Origin of the sequence: Pseudonocardia hierapolitana (assembly GCF_007994075.1) — a bacterium.
Taxonomy (GTDB): Bacteria; Actinomycetota; Actinomycetes; order Mycobacteriales; family Pseudonocardiaceae; genus Pseudonocardia; species Pseudonocardia hierapolitana.
In genome coordinates, this window is the sequence record NZ_VIWU01000001.1 from 7356161 (window position 1) to 7372106 (window position 15946).

At 73.4% G+C, this 15946-nt stretch carries 14 protein-coding genes; 9 read left to right on the forward strand and 5 right to left on the reverse strand.

Going from position 1 to position 15946, the window contains the following annotated elements:
• Window positions 1-9 precede the first annotated feature (9 nt).
• Entirely contained in the window at window positions 10-1275 is a 1266-nt protein-coding gene (locus tag FHX44_RS34745) for an NAD(P)/FAD-dependent oxidoreductase (RefSeq protein ID WP_147259648.1), read from the reverse strand.
• 1 nt (window position 1276) lies between these two features.
• Window positions 1277-2908, reverse strand: a complete 1632-nt coding sequence (locus tag FHX44_RS34750; RefSeq protein ID WP_147259649.1) for a PucR family transcriptional regulator — start codon at window positions 2906-2908, stop codon at window positions 1277-1279.
• Between the two features lie 173 nt (window positions 2909-3081).
• On the opposite strand from FHX44_RS34750, the gene FHX44_RS34755 reads away from it, so the two are divergent.
• A complete protein-coding gene (locus FHX44_RS34755; RefSeq protein WP_246170751.1) occupies window positions 3082-4398 on the forward strand; it encodes an MFS transporter in 1317 nt (438 codons plus the stop codon).
• Complete coding sequence (locus FHX44_RS34760; RefSeq protein WP_147259650.1) at window positions 4398-5864, forward strand: amidohydrolase family protein; 1467 nt, start codon at window positions 4398-4400, stop codon at window positions 5862-5864. The genes FHX44_RS34755 and FHX44_RS34760 overlap by 1 nt, the downstream gene beginning before the upstream one ends.
• Before the next feature lie 48 nt (window positions 5865-5912).
• Here FHX44_RS34760 and FHX44_RS34765 read toward each other — a convergent pair whose 3' ends face one another.
• From FHX44_RS34765 to mptB, 3 genes are all read right to left on the reverse strand, one after another.
• Window positions 5913-6695 carry an ABC transporter permease gene (locus FHX44_RS34765; RefSeq protein WP_147259651.1) on the reverse strand — a complete coding sequence of 261 codons (783 nt, stop codon included), beginning with the start codon at window positions 6693-6695 and terminating at the stop codon, window positions 5913-5915.
• Window positions 6692-7597: an ABC transporter ATP-binding protein gene (locus FHX44_RS34770; RefSeq protein WP_147261699.1), complete on the reverse strand. Its 906-nt coding sequence runs from the start codon at window positions 7595-7597 to the stop codon at window positions 6692-6694. Before FHX44_RS34770 ends, FHX44_RS34765 begins: the two co-directional genes overlap by 4 nt.
• A 64-nt stretch (window positions 7598-7661) precedes the next feature.
• Window positions 7662-9248 carry a polyprenol phosphomannose-dependent alpha 1,6 mannosyltransferase MptB gene (gene mptB, locus FHX44_RS34775; protein ID WP_170309158.1) on the reverse strand — a complete coding sequence of 529 codons (1587 nt, stop codon included), beginning with the start codon at window positions 9246-9248 and terminating at the stop codon, window positions 7662-7664.
• Window positions 9249-9557: 309 nt separating this feature from the next.
• Here mptB and FHX44_RS34780 point away from each other — a divergent pair, with 309 nt between their 5' ends.
• From FHX44_RS34780 to FHX44_RS34810, 7 genes are read left to right on the forward strand one after another with little or no spacing between them, the layout of a single operon-like run.
• The gene (locus FHX44_RS34780) at window positions 9558-10304 is read left to right on the forward strand and encodes a helix-turn-helix transcriptional regulator (RefSeq protein WP_212612785.1); all 747 of its coding nucleotides are present in this window, start codon (window positions 9558-9560) and stop codon (window positions 10302-10304) included.
• Window positions 10301-11728: a Fe-S cluster assembly protein SufB gene (gene sufB / locus FHX44_RS34785; RefSeq protein WP_147259652.1), complete on the forward strand. Its 1428-nt coding sequence runs from the start codon at window positions 10301-10303 to the stop codon at window positions 11726-11728. The genes FHX44_RS34780 and sufB overlap by 4 nt, the downstream gene beginning before the upstream one ends.
• Entirely contained in the window at window positions 11725-12903 is a 1179-nt protein-coding gene (sufD, locus tag FHX44_RS34790; RefSeq protein WP_147259653.1) for a Fe-S cluster assembly protein SufD, read from the forward strand. The genes sufB and sufD overlap by 4 nt, the downstream gene beginning before the upstream one ends.
• A 29-nt stretch (window positions 12904-12932) precedes the next feature.
• A complete protein-coding gene (gene sufC, locus FHX44_RS34795; protein WP_147259654.1) occupies window positions 12933-13703 on the forward strand; it encodes a Fe-S cluster assembly ATPase SufC in 771 nt (256 codons plus the stop codon).
• On the forward strand, window positions 13703-14995 hold the full coding sequence (locus tag FHX44_RS34800) for a cysteine desulfurase (RefSeq protein ID WP_147259655.1): 1293 nt from the start codon (window positions 13703-13705) through the stop codon (window positions 14993-14995). Before sufC ends, FHX44_RS34800 begins: the two co-directional genes overlap by 1 nt.
• A complete protein-coding gene (gene sufU / locus FHX44_RS34805) occupies window positions 14995-15480 on the forward strand; it encodes a Fe-S cluster assembly sulfur transfer protein SufU (RefSeq protein ID WP_147259656.1) in 486 nt (161 codons plus the stop codon). Before FHX44_RS34800 ends, sufU begins: the two co-directional genes overlap by 1 nt.
• Window positions 15477-15860, forward strand: coding sequence for a metal-sulfur cluster assembly factor (locus FHX44_RS34810; RefSeq protein ID WP_147259657.1), 384 nt, complete (start codon window positions 15477-15479; stop codon window positions 15858-15860). Before sufU ends, FHX44_RS34810 begins: the two co-directional genes overlap by 4 nt.
• The last annotated feature ends 86 nt before the right edge of the window (window positions 15861-15946 follow it).

Genomic DNA, 15946 nt, shown 5'->3' on the forward strand with positions numbered 1-15946 from the left:
CGGGCCGGGTCAGCCCGGCCGGCGCCCCGGCGAACCGAACCGCAGGGGGTCGAACGGGCCCAGTTCCGGCACGGGGTGCGAGGTCATCACCGTGCGGGCGAGGAGCTTGCCGGTCACCGGCCCGAGCGTGACCCCCCACATCCCGTGGCCGCCAGCGACGTGCACTCCCGGCATCCGGGTCGGCCCGATGAGGGGGAGCCCGTCGGGCGTGAGCGGGCGGGGGCCGACCCACGGGTCGCGGACGTCGGCGAGGTCGACGCCGCGCAGGTAGGGCGCGACCGAGCGGACGATCGCGGCGACGCGCCTGCCGTCGAACGGCGCGTCGCGATCCGCGATCTCCATCGTGCCGGCCACGCGGACCCGCTCCCCGAGCGGCGTGAGTGCGACCCGCGCCGCCGGCAGGTAGACCGGCTGGGGCAACGGCCGGTCGGCCGCGGCGCTGAACGAGTAGCCGCGCCCGGCCTGGACCGGCAGCCGCACGCCCACCGTGCGCGCGAGCTCGGGCAGCCACGCGCCGGTGGCGAGGACGACCGCGTCGGCGGGCTCCGGCCGGTCGGTCCACGTGTCCACCTGCAACCCGGCGGGGCCGAACCGCACCGCCCGCACCCGGGCGCCCGCGACGATCCGGCCGCCGCGGGACCGGACGGAGTCGGCGAGGGCCGAGAGGAACCGGCCCGGGTCGACGTGGCGCTGGCCGTCGAGGCGCAGGACCGAGCGGATCCGCTCGGAGAACGGCGGGCCGACGTCGGCCATCGCGGTCAGGCGGACGTCCTGGCCCGCCGCCCGCACCGCGGCGAGCTCGTGCCGCAGGCCGGCGTCGTCGCCCGGGTCCGGGAACCCGATGAGGACGGGCGCCTCGTGCGTCGGCGCCGCGACCCCGCCGGCGGCCAGCTCGTCGAAGGCGGCGAGCGCGCCGCGGTCCAGCGGGGTGAGCGCGGCGAGCCCCGCCCGCCAGGTCCCCGAGGTGGAGCGGGCGGCGAACCGGAGGAGGAACGCGAGCGTCGCGGGCGTCGGCCGCGGCGTCACGTGTAGCGGCGAGGCCGGGTCGAGCAGGCCGCGCAACCCCTCGCGCAGCAGGCCCGGCTCGGGCAGCGGCACCGCCATGACCGGGGTGAGGTAGCCGGCGTTGCCCCAGGACGCCCCCGCGCCGACGTCCGAGCGGTCGAGCACGGTGACCTCGGCGCCGTGCTCCTGCAGGAACCACGCCGTGGCGAGGCCGACCATGCCTGCACCTGCGACGACGACTCGGCGGGGTGGGTGGGGCGGGACGTGCATCTCACTCCTCGTCGGGATCGTGGGGTGGCACCTGCGCCGGGAGCGTGACGAGGCGCAGCTGCAGGCCCACGGCGAGCCGGGCGTCGGCGTCCTCGAGATCGAGGCCGGTGAGCTCGCGGATGCGGCGGAGGCGGTAGCGCAGGGTGTTCGGGTGGACGTGCAGCCGCGCCGCGGCGCCGACCACGTCGCCGAAGGACTCCAGGTGGACGCGCAGCGACTCCAGCAGCGGCGTCCGGTGCTCGGCGTCGTAGCGGGCCACGTCGGCGAGCGGGCCGGTGCGGAAGTAGCCCCGTAGCCGGGCGGAGACCGGGAGATGTGCGAGTACCACCTGTGCCCACACGTCGGTGAGCTCCGCGACGCGCAAGCCGGTGCGCGGGTCGCGGCCCGGCAGGACCGTGAGCACGGCGTCGGCGTCGTCCCGGGCCGCGCCCAGCCCGGCGGGACCGTCCACCGGGCGGCTCACGCCGATCGCGATCGGCGGGTCCCGGCGTCCGGCGAGCCGTTCGAGCGTCTGCCGCACCGGGGCGGGGAGCCGGAGCGTGCTGGGGGGTGCCAGCGGCAGCACCGCGTAGGCGGTGTCGTCCAGGACGGTGGTCACGACGCCGGGGCTCACCGGCGCGAGGTGCAGGCCGAGCGCGTCGGCGGTGCGCTGCAGGCCCGCCTGCCGGTCGGCGGCGAGTCCCGGACCGCCGTCGAGTCGGGCCGCCACCACGGCGAAGGGACCGCTCGGCATACCGAGCCGACGAGCGGTGTCGGCCGCCGGTGAACCGCTGTCGAGCAGGCGGGCGGTCAGCTCGGCCCGCCTGCGGCGACCGGCCGACTCGACGGCGCGCTCCTCGAGGATGTGCAACGCGGCCGTACGCGCCGCCGCGACGAGCGTCCGGCGCTGTTCGGCGTCGAGCGGGCCGTCCGTGGTCGCCCAGATCGAGCCGAGGATCTCCTCGCCCGCCCGCACGGCGACCGCGGCGCGGGGGTGCAGGCCGGGCACGGGCAGCACGACGTCGATGGGCTCGCTCGAGGAGTACAGGCGGTCGAACACCCCCGCCGCGGTGAGTCGGTCCCGCCACTCGGCGGGCACCTGGCGGCCCAGCACCGTCGCGACGCGTGCGGCGTCCGCCACCGCCTGGTTACCGGAGAACGCCAGTACGCGCGAGGCGCGGTCCTCGATGGTGACGGCTCCGCCCAGCGCCGCGGCGAGGCCGTTGGAGAGTGCGAAGAGATCGCCGAGGGGGTGGCCGCCCGGCCCGCCCCCTGCCGTCGCCGGGTCGATGACCCCACGCAGCAGCTGGACGAGCTGCGACCAGGGCACCGCAGCGGCGACGAGGACCGGTACCCCGGCTGCGTCGGCGACGGCGTCGACCTGCTCTGCCGGCAGGTGGGTCCGCAGCACGAGCCCGGCGGCGCCCGCGTGGCCCAGCGCGGCGAGCAGCGCGCTCGCCTGCTCCGCGTCCGCGATGCCGACACCGAGCACGAGGGCACCGCGGGGAGGCGTGCCGCCGTCCTGCTCGGCGGGATCGTGGATCGCGACGCCGGTGACGACCGGGTCGCGCCCCCGACCGCTCGCGAGCGTCAACAGCGTGCTGCCCACCTCGTCGAGCACGTGGGAGAGCGGCACGCCGGGAAGCGGTGTCATCCGTTCCCCCTCCCTGCTCGCCCCGTCGGATTCCGATCGTGGTGCGCGCAGGCCAGCGTCGTGGTTGCAGGATCGTCCAGATCCAGAGCCTCAGATTCTCACGGATCGACAAAGCAGGTGCAGGTGGCGCAGCCCACACAATCGCCGGAACCGATCGCTACGGAGGACCGCCGGTGAACCGAGAGCTCGACGCCACCGCTGTTCCCGCCGCCGCTGTTCCCGCCGCCGCTGGTCCCGATGACGCCGTCCGCCGGACCTCGACGGTCACGATCGCTCTCCTCATGGGGGTGTACGTGATCGACTACATCGATCGCGTCATGATCGGCGTGGCGCTGCCGTTCCTGGGTGGCGACCTGGGCATCGACAAGACGCAGCAGGGACTTGTCGTCTCCGCGTTCGCGATCGCCTACATGGTCTTCCAGGTGCCGGGCGGGCTGCTGGCCGACCGGTTCGGCGCGCGCCCGCTCCTGGTGGTCTCGCTCGTGGCCTGGTCGGTGTTCACGGCCGCCACCGGGTTCGTCGGTGGGCTCGTGGCGCTGCTGGCCGTCCGCGCCCTGTTCGGGGTGGCGCAGGCGCTGTTCCCGGGCGCGTCGTTCAAGGCGCTGGCGGAACGCACGACCCCGCAGACCCGCAACCGCAGCGCCGGGTTGATGCTCGCCTCGAACTTCCTGGGCGCGGGCATCGCCCCGCTGCTGGTGGCACCGATCATCGTCGCGATCGGATGGCGGCACGCGTTCTGGGTCGTCGCACTCGGCGGGGTGGTGGTCGGCCTGCTGATGTGGCTCTGCCTCCCGCGGCCGCTGCCGCGCGAGGTGACGGAGCTGGACGGGGCCGGGCCGGACCGGGCGACGGCAGCGGCCGCCGCACAGGCGGGGCCGGGGCAGGTGCTGCGCAGCGGCATCGTGTGGCGGTACGCGGCGCTCTTCGCGTGCTTCAACATGCTGAACTACGGGATGATCACCTGGGTCCCCAGCTACCTGTACGAGGCGAGGGGTCTCTCGCTCGTCGCGGCCGGGCTGTCCTCCGCGGTGCCCCTGCTGATCACGGCGGTGAGCGCGGTGGTCGGCGGATGGCTGATGAGCCGCTGGTTCGACGACCGGGCCCGCCTGCTCGTCGTCCCGGTCCTCGCCGTCTCGGCGGTGCTGCTCGTCCTCATGCTGATGGCGGAGAGCGTCACGGCGTTCACCGTGTACCAGTCGCTCGCCATGGCGTTCAGCGGCCTCGCGACGATGGGCATCCTCGGCATGCCGATCCGGGCGCTCCCGCGGGAGATGATCGGGTCCGGCATGGGGCTGGTGAACACCGGTGGGCAGCTCGCGGGCGTGCTCGCCCCGCTGGTGATGGGCTGGCTCGCCGAGGAGTTCGACTTCGGCGCTGCGTTCGCGTTCCTCGTCGCCTCGACCGTCGCGGCGGCCCTGCTCGCCCTGTTCACGTCCTCGCGCCCGGCCGACCTGCGGCTGGGCGCCCCCACAGCGGAGGTGGCTCCCTAATGCCCCACGACCTGGTGCTGCGCGGCGGCCGGGTGATCGACCCGGAGTCCGGCACGGACGCCGTGCGCGACGTCGCGATCGACGGCGACACGGTGGTCGCGGTGAGCACCGACGAGCTCAACGGGCGGGAGGTCCTCGACGTGCGCGGGCTCGTCGTCGCGCCGGGCTTCATCGACCTGCACAGCCACTGCGACGACATCCCCGGGCAGCGCCTGCAGGTGCTCGACGGCGTCACCACCACGCTCGAGCTGGAGGCGGGTGTCCACCCGGTCGCGGCCGCGTACGACCGGGCGGCGGCCGAGGGCCGCCCGGTCAACTACGGGTTCTCTACCTGCTGGGCCGCGGCCCGCCTGAACGTGCTCGCCGGGGTGCCCACCACCGGCTCTGCGCACGACGTGATCGGCAACATGGGCGTCCCGGAGTGGCAGCGGGAGGCGGGCCAGGGCCAGGTCGACCGGATCCTCGCGCTGCTGGAGGACGACCTCGCCGCCGGCGCGCTCGGCATCGGCATCCTCGTCGGGTACGCGCCGCGCGTGGGCCCCGACGAGTACGTCGCCGTCGCCGGCCTCGCCGCGCGGCACGGGGTGCCGACCTACACCCACGCGCGCGAGCTGGTGGAACAGGACCCGGACACCCCGATCGACGGCGCCGAGGAGATCGTGCGGGCGGCCGGCGAGACAGGCGCCCACATGCACTACTGCCACGTGAACAGCACGTCGCTGCGTCACGTCGACCGGGTGCACGCGCTGGTGGAGCGGGCCAGGGCGAACGGGGCGACCGTGACCACCGAGGCCTACCCGTACGGGACGGGCATGACGGGCATCGGGGCCGCGTTCCTGGCGCCCGAGGTGCTGCACCGGCGCGACATCGGCCCGTCGGCCATCCAGCACCTCGCCACCGGTCGGCGCATGGCCGACGAGGCCGAGCTGCGGCGCATGCGCAGCTCGAACGAGGGGGACTGGGTGCTGGTGCACCTGCTCGACGAGTCCGATCCCTCGGCCCGCGCGGTGCTGCAGCGCGCGCTGGTCTTCCCCGACACCGCGGTCGCGAGCGACGCGGCGTCGCCGATCTGGCGCACGACGGCGTACGACCCGATGCGCTGGCCGTTGCCCCCGGACGCGGTGACGCACCCGCGCACGGCGGGGACGTTCGCGCGCACGCTGCGGGTGCTCGTGCGGGAGACCGGCGCGCTGAACATCGCGGAGGCGGTGCGGCGCGCCAGCCTGGTGCCGGCGCAGATCGTGGCCTCCGTGGCGCCTGCGATGGCGCGCAAGGGGCGACTGCACCCCGGCGCGGACGCCGACGTCGTCGTGTTCGACCCGGAGACGGTCACCGACCGCGCCACCTACACCGACACCACCCGCCCGAGCACCGGCTTCCGCCACGTCCTGGTCAACGGGCGCGCGGTCGTCCGGGACGGGGAGCTCGACGAGACCGCGCTCCCGGGGCGCCCGGTGCGGGCCTGAGCCACAGCGCGCTTGTGGCGGTCGCAGGGGGCGAGGACCCGGCGCGGGCTACCGGAGGCGGACGGTGCGGATGGCCAGGGCGCTCGCGGCCGCCGTCCACGCGAGCAACACCAGCACCGGGGCGGCAGCCGGGGGCGCGCCGGTGGCGAGGGTGTCGCGCAGACCCTCCGCCAGCGCGCCCGACGGCAGGGCGGCGGTCACCGTGGCGAGCGGGCCGGGCAGCTGCTCCGGCGGGATCACGATGCCGCCCGCGAGGAGCAGCACGAACCACACGAGGTTGGCCACGGCGAGGGTGATCTCGGCGCGCAGCGACCCGCCGAGCAGGATCCCGAGCGCGGCGAAGGCGGCGCAGCCCAGCAGCACCAGCAGCAACCCCCAGCCGACGCCCGCGGGCTCGGGCCGCCAGCCCAGCCCGGCTGCGATCGCGCCGAGCAGCACGATCTGGACGACGACGACGCCCAGCACGGCGACGAGGCGTCCGGCCACGAGCAGCCAGCGGGGGAGCGCGGTGGCGGCGAGCCTGCGCACCACCCCGTAGCGGCGGTCGAAGCCGAGGGCGATCGCCTGCCCGGTGAACGCGGTGGACATCACGGCGAGCGCGAGCACCCCGGGCGTCACGGTGGCGATCCGCGGCTCGGGCAGCGGCACCACCGAGAGCAGGGTGAGCCCCACCAGCAGGACGATCGGGATCAGCACGGTGAGCAGCACCTGCTCGCCGTGGCGCAGCGCGAGCCGCAACTCGGTGACCGACTGGGTGGCGAGCATCGAAAGCGGCGATCCGGCGCCCGGGCGGGGGGTGAAGGTGCCGGCCGGGAACAGGGGTGGGGTCATGAGCGCAACTCCCGGCCCGTGAGCTCGAGGAACACGTCCTCCAGGCTGCGGCGCGCGACCTGCACGTCGTCGGCGAGCGCGCCGTTGGCCGCGCACCAGGAGGTGATCGTGGACAGCACCTGGGGATCGATGCGGCCCTGCACCACGTAGCGGCCGGCCACGGGCTCGTCCGCGCCGTAGCCGGCCGGGAGCGCCGCGGTGAGCTCGGCCACGTCCATGCCGGGCCGGGCGCGGAAGCGCAGCTCCTGCTGGCCGCCGGTGGCGGTGAGCGCGGCGGGTGAGCCCTGCGCGACGACCCGTCCGCCGTCGACGATCACGACGTGGTCGGCCAGCGCCTCCGCCTCCTCCATCAGGTGCGTGGTGAGCAGCACGGACACGCCGTCGCGGCGCAGCGCGCGGATGAGCTCCCAGACCAGCCGACGGCCCTGCGGGTCCATCCCGGCCGTGGGTTCGTCGAGGAACACCAGTTCGGGGCGGCCGACGATGGCGCAGGCGAGCGCGAGCCGCTGCTGCTGGCCGCCCGACAGCCGCTTGTACGGGGTGCGTCCGCAGCCGTCGAGCCCGAGCACGGAGGCGAGCCACCCGACGTCGAGCGGGTGTGCGGAGCAGGCGGCGACCAGCCGGAGCATCTCGGCGGCGTGCACGCCGGGGTAGGCGCCGCCGCCCTGCGGCATCACGCCGATGCGGGCCCGGAGGGCGTCGGGTGCGCCCGTGGGATCGACGCCGAGCACCCGCACCTCGCCCGCGTCGGCGCGCAGGAAGCCCTCGCAGACCTCGACGGTGGTGGTCTTGCCTGCGCCGTTGGGCCCGAGCAGCGCGAGGACGGAACCGGTGGGCAGCTCGAGGTCGAGCCCGTCGACCGCGGTGGTGCGGCCGTAGCGTTTCACCAGGCCCCGAACCATGACGGCTGGCGGCCCGTCCGTCGACCGCACGGTACTCACGATGGTCGAGCTTAAGGCGACGCGCCTAGGCGCTGGTCTCGGGCACGGGGACGGGGGCGCGGCCGGGCAGCACGTCGATGTCGGGGCCGCTCTGACCGGCGAGGTGGCGGCGCAGCACGAGCAGGAAGACCAGCAGGATCCCGATCCCCGCGATGATGGACAGGGGGAGCTGGAACGCGCGGAACTGGAAGTCGGCTCCGGTGGGCGGCACGAGGAGCGCGAGCACGGCCGATGCGGCGAGCGCGGCGCGCCGGTAGCGCGGCAGGCCGCGGGTGGCGGCGAGCGGGATGGCGGCCCACAGCAGGTACCAGGGGTGCACGACGGGTCCGAGGAGCACCACGGCGCCGAGCGCGGTGCCCATGCCGGTGATGGGCTCGACGCGGCCACGCAGCACGGCGAAGAGCAGCAGCACGACGAGCACGGCCGACGCCGCGAGGCCGATGTTGCGGGACACGGCGAGCACGGCGTCGGTGTGGTCGCCCAGCCGGGCGAGGACACCGACCTGCCCGCCGATCATGCCGAGATCGGTGGTGACCGACATCCAGCTGCGGATGAGCTGGGGGATGTCGAGTGTCTTCAACCAGCCGATCCCGACGCCCGTGCCCAGCGACAGCGGGAGGTAGCACACCACCGCGAGCAGGCTGAACAGGCCGGCGACCGGGAGGACGTCGGTGATCCGCCCGCCCCGGCGGCGGGCCCACTCCATGCCGAGGAAACCCAGCGCGAGGATGGCGGGGAGCTTGATCGCCGATGCCGCCACGATGAGCAGCGCGCCGGCCAGGAGGTCGCGGTCGAGCAACTTGTCGCCCGCGCGCAGGCCGATCTCGAAGCCCGCGAGCATCAGGCCCACCATGAGCGCCTCGTTGTGGATGCCGCTCACGAGGTGGAACAGGACGAGCGGGTTGGCCAGGCCCAGCCACATCGCGAGGCCGGTGTCGAGCCCGCAGCGCCGGGCCAGCTTCGGCAGAGCCCAGATGATCAGGCCGAGGCCGGCGAACGCGAGCAGCCGGTACTCGAAGATGCCGAGCACGATGTCGTTGCCCGACAGCGCCGTGATCCCGCGGCCCATGATCAGGAAGAGCGGGCCGTAGGGCGCGGGGGTGTCGCGCCAGATGTTGGGGATGCTGCGGGTGAGCGGGTCGTCGACGCCGAGAGCCTCGGCAGGTCCGAGCACGTACGGGTCGAGCCCGCGCGCGAGGGTGGCGCTCTGGGCGAGGTAGCTGTAGACGTCGCGGGAGAAGAGCGGCGGGGCGAGGGCCAGCGGCACGGCCCACATCACGGCGGTGCGCGCGAGCTGCGCCGGGGTGGGCGCGGGCGGCACGGCGCCGCGGGCGCGCAGCATCTTGCCGACCCACAGCCACGCGAGCACGAGCAGGCAGATGCCGGTGTAGGTGACGGCGATCGCGATCGTGGTGTTGCGGCTGGGCAGGCCGAGCAACCGCAGCCCGAACACCGGGTTGGGCACCGGCAGCGCCCCGGCTCCGAGGCCGCCGATCGCCATGAGGAGCGTGCCGGTGAGCCCGACGAGCCGGGCCATCCGGCTCGGGTCGCGGACGGCGGACGGGCCGGGCTGCGCGTCCGCCGCGGAGGTGTCGAGCTCCCGGGCGACCATGGGGGGAAGCGTATCCAGTGCCGCACGCGGGCCGGCCACCCCGTGTCCGAAGGTGTCTGATGAGCGGCGGAAGGCCGGGCGGGGGACGCCCCGACCTCCGTCCCCCCGGAGCCTCGCTGATCAAGGCGAGACGGTCGCTGGTTGATCTTCAACAGCGACCGTGAGCCCTTGATCGCCGTGCTGATCCGCCGCTGTCGGGTGCTTCCGCCGAAGGCGCTGGGCAGCCCGTCGGCGGGCCCGAGAGTGAGCGTCCTCACCTCGGGTGGGGGCGCCTTTGCCCCCGGGGGCGATATACGCAAGACTGGTGTTGTGAAAAGCGCCCGGCCTGCCGTGCCGGTCGACGTCCGCCTCCCGGAGGGCGCGTCGACCGGTGAGGGCCGCACGCGCGAAGCCGTGGCCCGGCTGCTGATGGAGCAGGGCCCGATCACGGCGGCGGCGGTCGCCGCGGAGCTGGAGCTGTCGGCCGCTGCCGTCCGGCGCCACCTCGACGCGCTGATCGTCGACGGCGAGGCCGAGGCCCGCGAGGCGCCCCGGCGGGGCCCGCGCGGGCGGGGCCGCCCGGCTCGGCAGTACCTGCTCACCGACGCGGGCCGGGCCCGGTTCGGCCACGGCTACGACGAGCTGGCGGTCGCCGCGCTGCAGTACCTCGCGGAGCACGGCGGCGAGGCCGCGGTGCGCGGCTTCGCCCGCACCCGGGTCGACGCGCTGCTCGCGTCCGGGGCCCAGCAGGTCGCGGCGGCGCCCCGGCCCGACGCGAAGGCGGAAGCCCTCGCCGCGCTGCTCACGGCGCGCGGCTACGCGGCGCAGGCCCGCGAGTCGCGCACCGGCGTGCAGCTGTGCCAGCACCACTGCCCGGTAGCCCACGTCGCCGCGGCGTTCCCCGAGCTGTGCGAGGCCGAGACCCAGGCCTTCGCCGCCCTGCTCGGCACCCACGTGCAGCGGCTTGCCACCATCGCGCGCGGCGACTCCGCGTGCACCACGCACGTTCCGTTGGACGCTCCCGACTTCCAGCGGTTGCACGAGCCCACCACAACCGTCCGCAGGGAGGACGCATGACCACCACTCCTGAGGCACTCACCCAGGAGGAGACGCTCGCGACACTCGGCCGCTACGACTTCGGCTGGGCAGATCCCGACGTCGCAGGCGCCTCCGCCCGCCGTGGGCTGTCGGCGGACGTCGTCGCAGACATCTCCGGCATGAAGAACGAGCCGAAGTGGATGCTCGACTTCCGGCTCAAGGCGCTCGACCTGTTCGAGCGCAAGCCGATGCCGCGGTGGGGTGCCGACCTGTCGGGCATCGACTTCGACAACATCAAGTACTTCGTGCGGTCCACCGAGAAGCAGGCCACCTCGTGGGAGGAGCTGCCGGAGGACATCAAGAACACCTACGACAAGCTGGGCATCCCCGAGGCGGAGAAGGCCCGGCTGGTCGCGGGCGTCGCGGCGCAGTACGAGTCCGAGGTCGTGTACCACCAGATCCGTGAGGACCTCGAGGCCCAGGGCGTCATCTTCCTGGACACCGACACCGGCCTGCGCGAGCACCCGGAGCTGTTCAAGGAGTACTTCGGTTCGGTCATCCCGGCCGGCGACAACAAGTTCTCCGCGCTCAACTCGGCCGTGTGGTCGGGCGGGTCGTTCATCTACGTGCCGCCGGGCGTGCACGTCGACATCCCGCTGCAGGCCTACTTCCGGATCAACACCGAGAACATGGGCCAGTTCGAGCGCACGCTGATCATCGTCGACGAGGGTGCCTACGTGCACTACGTCGAGGGCTGCACCGCGCCGATCTACAAGACCGACTCGCTGCACTCCGCGGTCGTCGAGATCATCGTGAAGAAGGGCGGCCGCTGCCGCTACACGACCATCCAGAACTGGTCGAACAACGTCTACAACCTGGTGACGAAGCGGGCCAAGGCCGAAGAGGGCGCCACCATGGAGTGGGTCGACGGCAACCTCGGCTCCAAGGTCACCATGAAGTACCCGGCCGTCTGGCTCATGGGCGAGCACGCCAAGGGCGAGGTGCTCTCGATCGCGTTCGCGGGCGAGGGCCAGCACCAGGACGCGGGCGCGAAGATGGTGCACCTGGCGCCGCACACGTCCTCGACGATCATCTCGAAGTCGGTGGCGCGTGGCGGTGGCCGCACGTCCTACCGCGGCCTCGTGCAGGTCAACCCGCGGGCCCACCACAGCCGCTCCACGGTGAAGTGCGACGCGCTGCTGGTCGACACGATCAGCCGCTCCGACACCTACCCGTACGTCGACGTGCGCACCGACGACGTCACGATGGGCCACGAGGCCACCGTGTCCAAGGTGAGCGACGACCAGCTCTTCTACCTGATGAGCCGTGGTCTCACCGAGGACGAGGCGATGGCCATGGTCGTGCGCGGGTTCGTCGAGCCCATCGCGCGCGAGCTCCCCATGGAGTACGCGCTGGAGCTGAACCGACTGATCGAGCTGCAGATGGAGGGCGCTGTCGGATGACGGCTCCAGAAGTTGCCGGCCTCGCACCCGAGCTGAAGGGCGCGAAGAAGGGCCAGGGTGAGGCGCCGATCGCATCGGCGAGCGAGCGCTTCACCTCCTACGACGTCGAGGCCTTCGAGGTGCCCGGCGGCCGCGAGGAGAACTGGCGGTTCACCCCGCTGCGGCGGCTGCGCGGTCTGCACGACGGCACGGCGTCCCTGGACACCGCCACCAAGGTCGACGTATCGGGCGCAGACGGCGTCACCGTCGAGACCGTCGGTCGCGACGACCCGCGCATCGGCGAGGGCGGCGTTCCCGCCGACCGGGTCGCCGCAGCGGCGTGGTCGGCGTTCCGTGAGGCCGTCGTCGTCACGCTCGACGGCACCCCGGGCCCGGTCACGATCACGGTCACCGGGCCGGGGGAGGGGCGCACCGCCACGGGTCACCTGCAGCTGCGCACCGCCCGGCACGCCGAGGCCACCGTGGTGATCGAGCACCGCGGCTCGGGCACCGTCGCCGACAACCTCGAGGTCGTGCTCGCCGATGGCTCGCGCCTGGAGCTCGTCGTCACCGAGGAGTGGGCCGACGACGCCGTGCACGTGGGCGCCCGCCACTACTCGGTGGGCCGCGACGCCACATTGCGCTCCACGTCGGTGTCGCTCGGCGGCGACCTGGTGCGGGTCAGCGAGACCGTCAGCTACGCAGGCCCCGGCGGTGACGCCGAGCTGCGCGGGCTGGGCTACGCCGACGCCGGCCAGCACCTGGAGCAGCGGCTGCTCGTCGACCACTCGGTGCCGCACTGCCGCTCCGATGTCCTGTACAAGAACGCGCTGCAGGGCGACGGGGCGCACACCGTCTGGATCGGTGACGTCGTGATCCGGGCCGCCGCAGAGGCCACCGAGACGTTCGAGTTCAACCGCAACCTGGTGCTCACCCAGCGCGCCCGCGCCGACTCCGTTCCCAACCTGGAGATCGAGACCGGCGAGATCACCGGTGCCGGCCACGCCAGCGCCACCGGCCGGTTCGACGACGAGCAGCTGTTCTACCTGCAGAGCCGCGGCATCCCCGAGGACGTCGCGCGCAGGCTCGTCGTCCGCGGCTTCTTCGGCGAGATCCTGTCCAAGCTCACACTGCCCGAGCTGCGCGAACGCCTGGAAGCGGCGATCGAAGCCGAGCTGGCAGTCGCAGGCGCCTGAACCCCACCACCACGGAGCAGTCACAGAACATGTCCACCTTGGAGATCAAGGACCTGCGCGTCTCGATCGCGACCGACGACGGCGCCAAGGAGATCCTGAAGGGCGTCGACCTCACGGTCCGCACCGGCGAGACGCACGCGATCATGGGTCCCAACGGGTCCGGCAAGTCCACCCTCGCCTACGCGATCGCGGGCCACCCGAAGTACGAGATCACCTCGGGCAGCGTCACCCTCGACGGCCAGGACCTCCTGGACCTCGCGGTCGACGAGCGCGCCCGCGCGGGCCTCTTCCTCGCCATGCAGTACCCGGTCGAGGTGCCCGGCGTGTCGATGGCCAACTTCCTGCGGTCCGCGGCCACCGCGATCCGCGGCGAGGCGCCGAAGCTGCGCACGTGGGTCAAGGAGGTCAAGGGCGCGATGGCCGACCTCGACATCGACCCCGACTTCGCGGAGCGCTCGGTCAACGAGGGCTTTTCCGGCGGCGAGAAGAAGCGCCACGAGGTGCTGCAGCTCGCGCTGCTCAAGCCCAAGTTCGCCATCCTCGACGAGACCGACTCCGGCCTCGACGTCGACGCGCTGCGCGTCGTGTCGGAGGGCGTCAACCGCTACCGCGAGGGCCACGACACCGGCGTGCTGCTGATCACGCACTACACCCGGATCCTGCAGCACATCCGCCCCGACCGCGTGCACGTGTTCGCCGGGGGGCGGGTCGTCGAGTCCGGCGGCCCCGAGCTCGCCGACGAGCTGGAGCGCAGCGGGTACGTGCGGTTCACGGGCGGGAAGGCCGAGGCGGCGGTCTGATGACCGCGCTCGAGGCTCCCCAGCTCGCAGGGCTGGACGTCGGGACGCTCCGGTCGGACTTCCCGATCCTCACCCGCACCGTCCGCGACGGGCGGCCCCTGGTCTACCTCGACTCGGGGGCCACGTCGCAGCGGCCGCGGCAGGTGCTCGACGCCGAGCGCGCGTTCCTCGAGCAGCACAACGCGGCCGTGCACCGCGGTGCCCACCAGCTCGCGGAGGAGGCCACCGACGCCTACGAGTCGGCCCGGGCGCGGATCGCCGCGTTCGTCGGCGCCGGTGCCGGTGAGGTGGTGTTCACGAAGAACGCCACCGAGGCGATCAACCTCGTCGCCTACGCGATGAGCAACTCCGCGGTGCGCGCCGGCCTCGGCCCCGAGACCGAGCGGTTCGCCATCGGCCCCGGCGACGAGATCGTGATCACCGAGCTGGAGCACCACGCCAACCTGGTGCCGTGGCAGGAGCTCTGCCGCCGTACCGGTGCCACGCTGCGCTGGTACTCCGTCGACGACGAGGGTCGGCTCGACCTCGACTCGATCGAGCTGTCCGAGCGCACGAAGCTGGTGGCGTTCGCCCACCAGTCCAACGTGCTCGGCACGATCCTGCCGATCGCGGAGCTGGTGCGGCGGGCGCAGGCGGTCGGTGCGCTCACGCTGCTCGACGCGTGCCAGTCCGTGCCGCACATGCCGGTGCACCTGACGAACCTGGGCATCGACTTCGCCGCGTTCTCCGGGCACAAGATGCTCGGCCCGTCCGGCATCGGCGTGCTCTACGGGCGCGCGGAGCTCCTGGCCGCGATGCCGCCGTTCCTCACCGGCGGGTCGATGATCGAGCTGGTGCGGATGGAGGGCTCCACCTACGCCCCACCTCCGCAGCGGTTCGAGGCGGGCGTGCCGATGACGTCGCAGGCCGTGGGCCTGGGCGCCGCGGTGGACTACCTGTCGGACATCGGCATGGACCGCGTGCACGCCCACGAACTCGCGCTCACCCGGCTGGCGCTCGACGGCCTGGCCGGGGTGCCCGGCGTGCGGGTCATCGGCCCGCGGTCGCTGGAGCAGCGTGGCGGCGCGGTGGCGTTCGTCGTGGACGGGGTGCACGCCCACGACGTCGGCCAGGTGCTCGACGACCGCGGCGTCGCCGTTCGGGTGGGACACCACTGCGCATGGCCGTTGCACCGCCGGTTCGGCGTGGCGGCCACCGTGCGGGCGTCCTTCGCGGTGTACAACACCCCGGACGAGGTCGGCGCGCTGATCGACGGTGTGGGCGCGGCCCGCGAGTTCTTCGGGGTGAGCTAGTGCAGTTGGAGCAGATGTACCAGGAGATCATCCTGGACCACTACAGGTCGCCGCACGGTGCTGGCCTGCGCGAACCGTTCGACGCCGAGTCCTTCCAGATCAACCCGACCTGCGGCGACGAGATCACCCTGCGCGTCAAGCTGGACGGCGAGAAGATCGCCGACGTCTCCTACGAGACCCTCGGGTGCTCGATCAGCCAGGCGTCGGCGTCGGTGCTCACCGACCTCGTCGTCGGGCGGTCGGTCGGGGAGTCCCGCGAGGTCCTCGCCGCGTTCCAGGAGATGGCACAGGGCCGCGGCCAGGTCGAGCCGGACGAGGACGTGCTCGGCGACGGCGTGGCGTTCGCGGGCGTCGCCCGCTACCCGGCGCGGGTGAAGTGCGCACTGCTCGGGTGGATGGCGTTCAAGGATGCCGTTGCCCGTGCCGAGACCGGTCCCGCGAACGGCACGGCGGGTACCGTCGTGGCGGAGGAGGCAACCACATGAGTGAGACGGAAGAGGTCGTGCGTGGCGCGGCCGGGATGCCCGAGCCGCCCCCGCCGTCGGACGCGGACGCGGTGTCGATCGACGACCTCGAGGAGGCCATGAAGGACGTGGTCGACCCGGAGCTCGGCATCAACGTCGTCGACCTCGGGCTCGTCTACGGCATCCAGGCCGAGAACGGCGTCGCCACGATCGACATGACGCTCACGTCGGCAGCCTGCCCGCTGACCGACGTCATCGAGGAGCAGGCGCGAGGCGCCCTCATCGGGCCCGGCCTGGTGGACGACATCAAGATCAACTGGGTCTGGATGCCCCCCTGGGGCCCCGACAAGATCACCGACGAGGGCCGGGAACAACTCCGAGCCCTGGGCTTCCGCGTGTAGCACCCGACGACTGCCCGCCTGGTTGTGGTCGAGGTGTGCCGGCGGGATCGGCCGTGGTCTTGGTCTCGGGTCGGTTTCAGCGTGAT

What these genes read in the sequence shown, in the direction of transcription:
- FHX44_RS34760 (WP_147259650.1), top strand. Translation starts at nt 4,398, where the DNA reads ATGCCCCACGACCTGGTGCTGCGCGGCGGCCGGGTGATCGACCCGGAG.
- FHX44_RS34765 (WP_147259651.1), bottom strand. Translation starts at nt 6,695, where the DNA reads ATGACCCCACCCCTGTTCCCGGCCGGCACCTTCACCCCCCGCCCGGGC.
- FHX44_RS34810 (WP_147259657.1), top strand. Translation starts at nt 15,477, where the DNA reads ATGAGTGAGACGGAAGAGGTCGTGCGTGGCGCGGCCGGGATGCCCGAG.
- sufB (WP_147259652.1), top strand. Translation starts at nt 10,301, where the DNA reads ATGACCACCACTCCTGAGGCACTCACCCAGGAGGAGACGCTCGCGACA.
- sufD (WP_147259653.1), top strand. Translation starts at nt 11,725, where the DNA reads ATGACGGCTCCAGAAGTTGCCGGCCTCGCACCCGAGCTGAAGGGCGCG.
- FHX44_RS34800 (WP_147259655.1), top strand. Translation starts at nt 13,703, where the DNA reads ATGACCGCGCTCGAGGCTCCCCAGCTCGCAGGGCTGGACGTCGGGACG.
- mptB (WP_170309158.1), bottom strand. Translation starts at nt 9,248, where the DNA reads ATGGTCGCCCGGGAGCTCGACACCTCCGCGGCGGACGCGCAGCCCGGC.
- FHX44_RS34745 (WP_147259648.1), bottom strand. Translation starts at nt 1,275, where the DNA reads ATGCACGTCCCGCCCCACCCACCCCGCCGAGTCGTCGTCGCAGGTGCA.
- FHX44_RS34750 (WP_147259649.1), bottom strand. Translation starts at nt 2,908, where the DNA reads ATGACACCGCTTCCCGGCGTGCCGCTCTCCCACGTGCTCGACGAGGTG.
- FHX44_RS34770 (WP_147261699.1), bottom strand. Translation starts at nt 7,597, where the DNA reads ATGGTTCGGGGCCTGGTGAAACGCTACGGCCGCACCACCGCGGTCGAC.
- sufC (WP_147259654.1), top strand. Translation starts at nt 12,933, where the DNA reads ATGTCCACCTTGGAGATCAAGGACCTGCGCGTCTCGATCGCGACCGAC.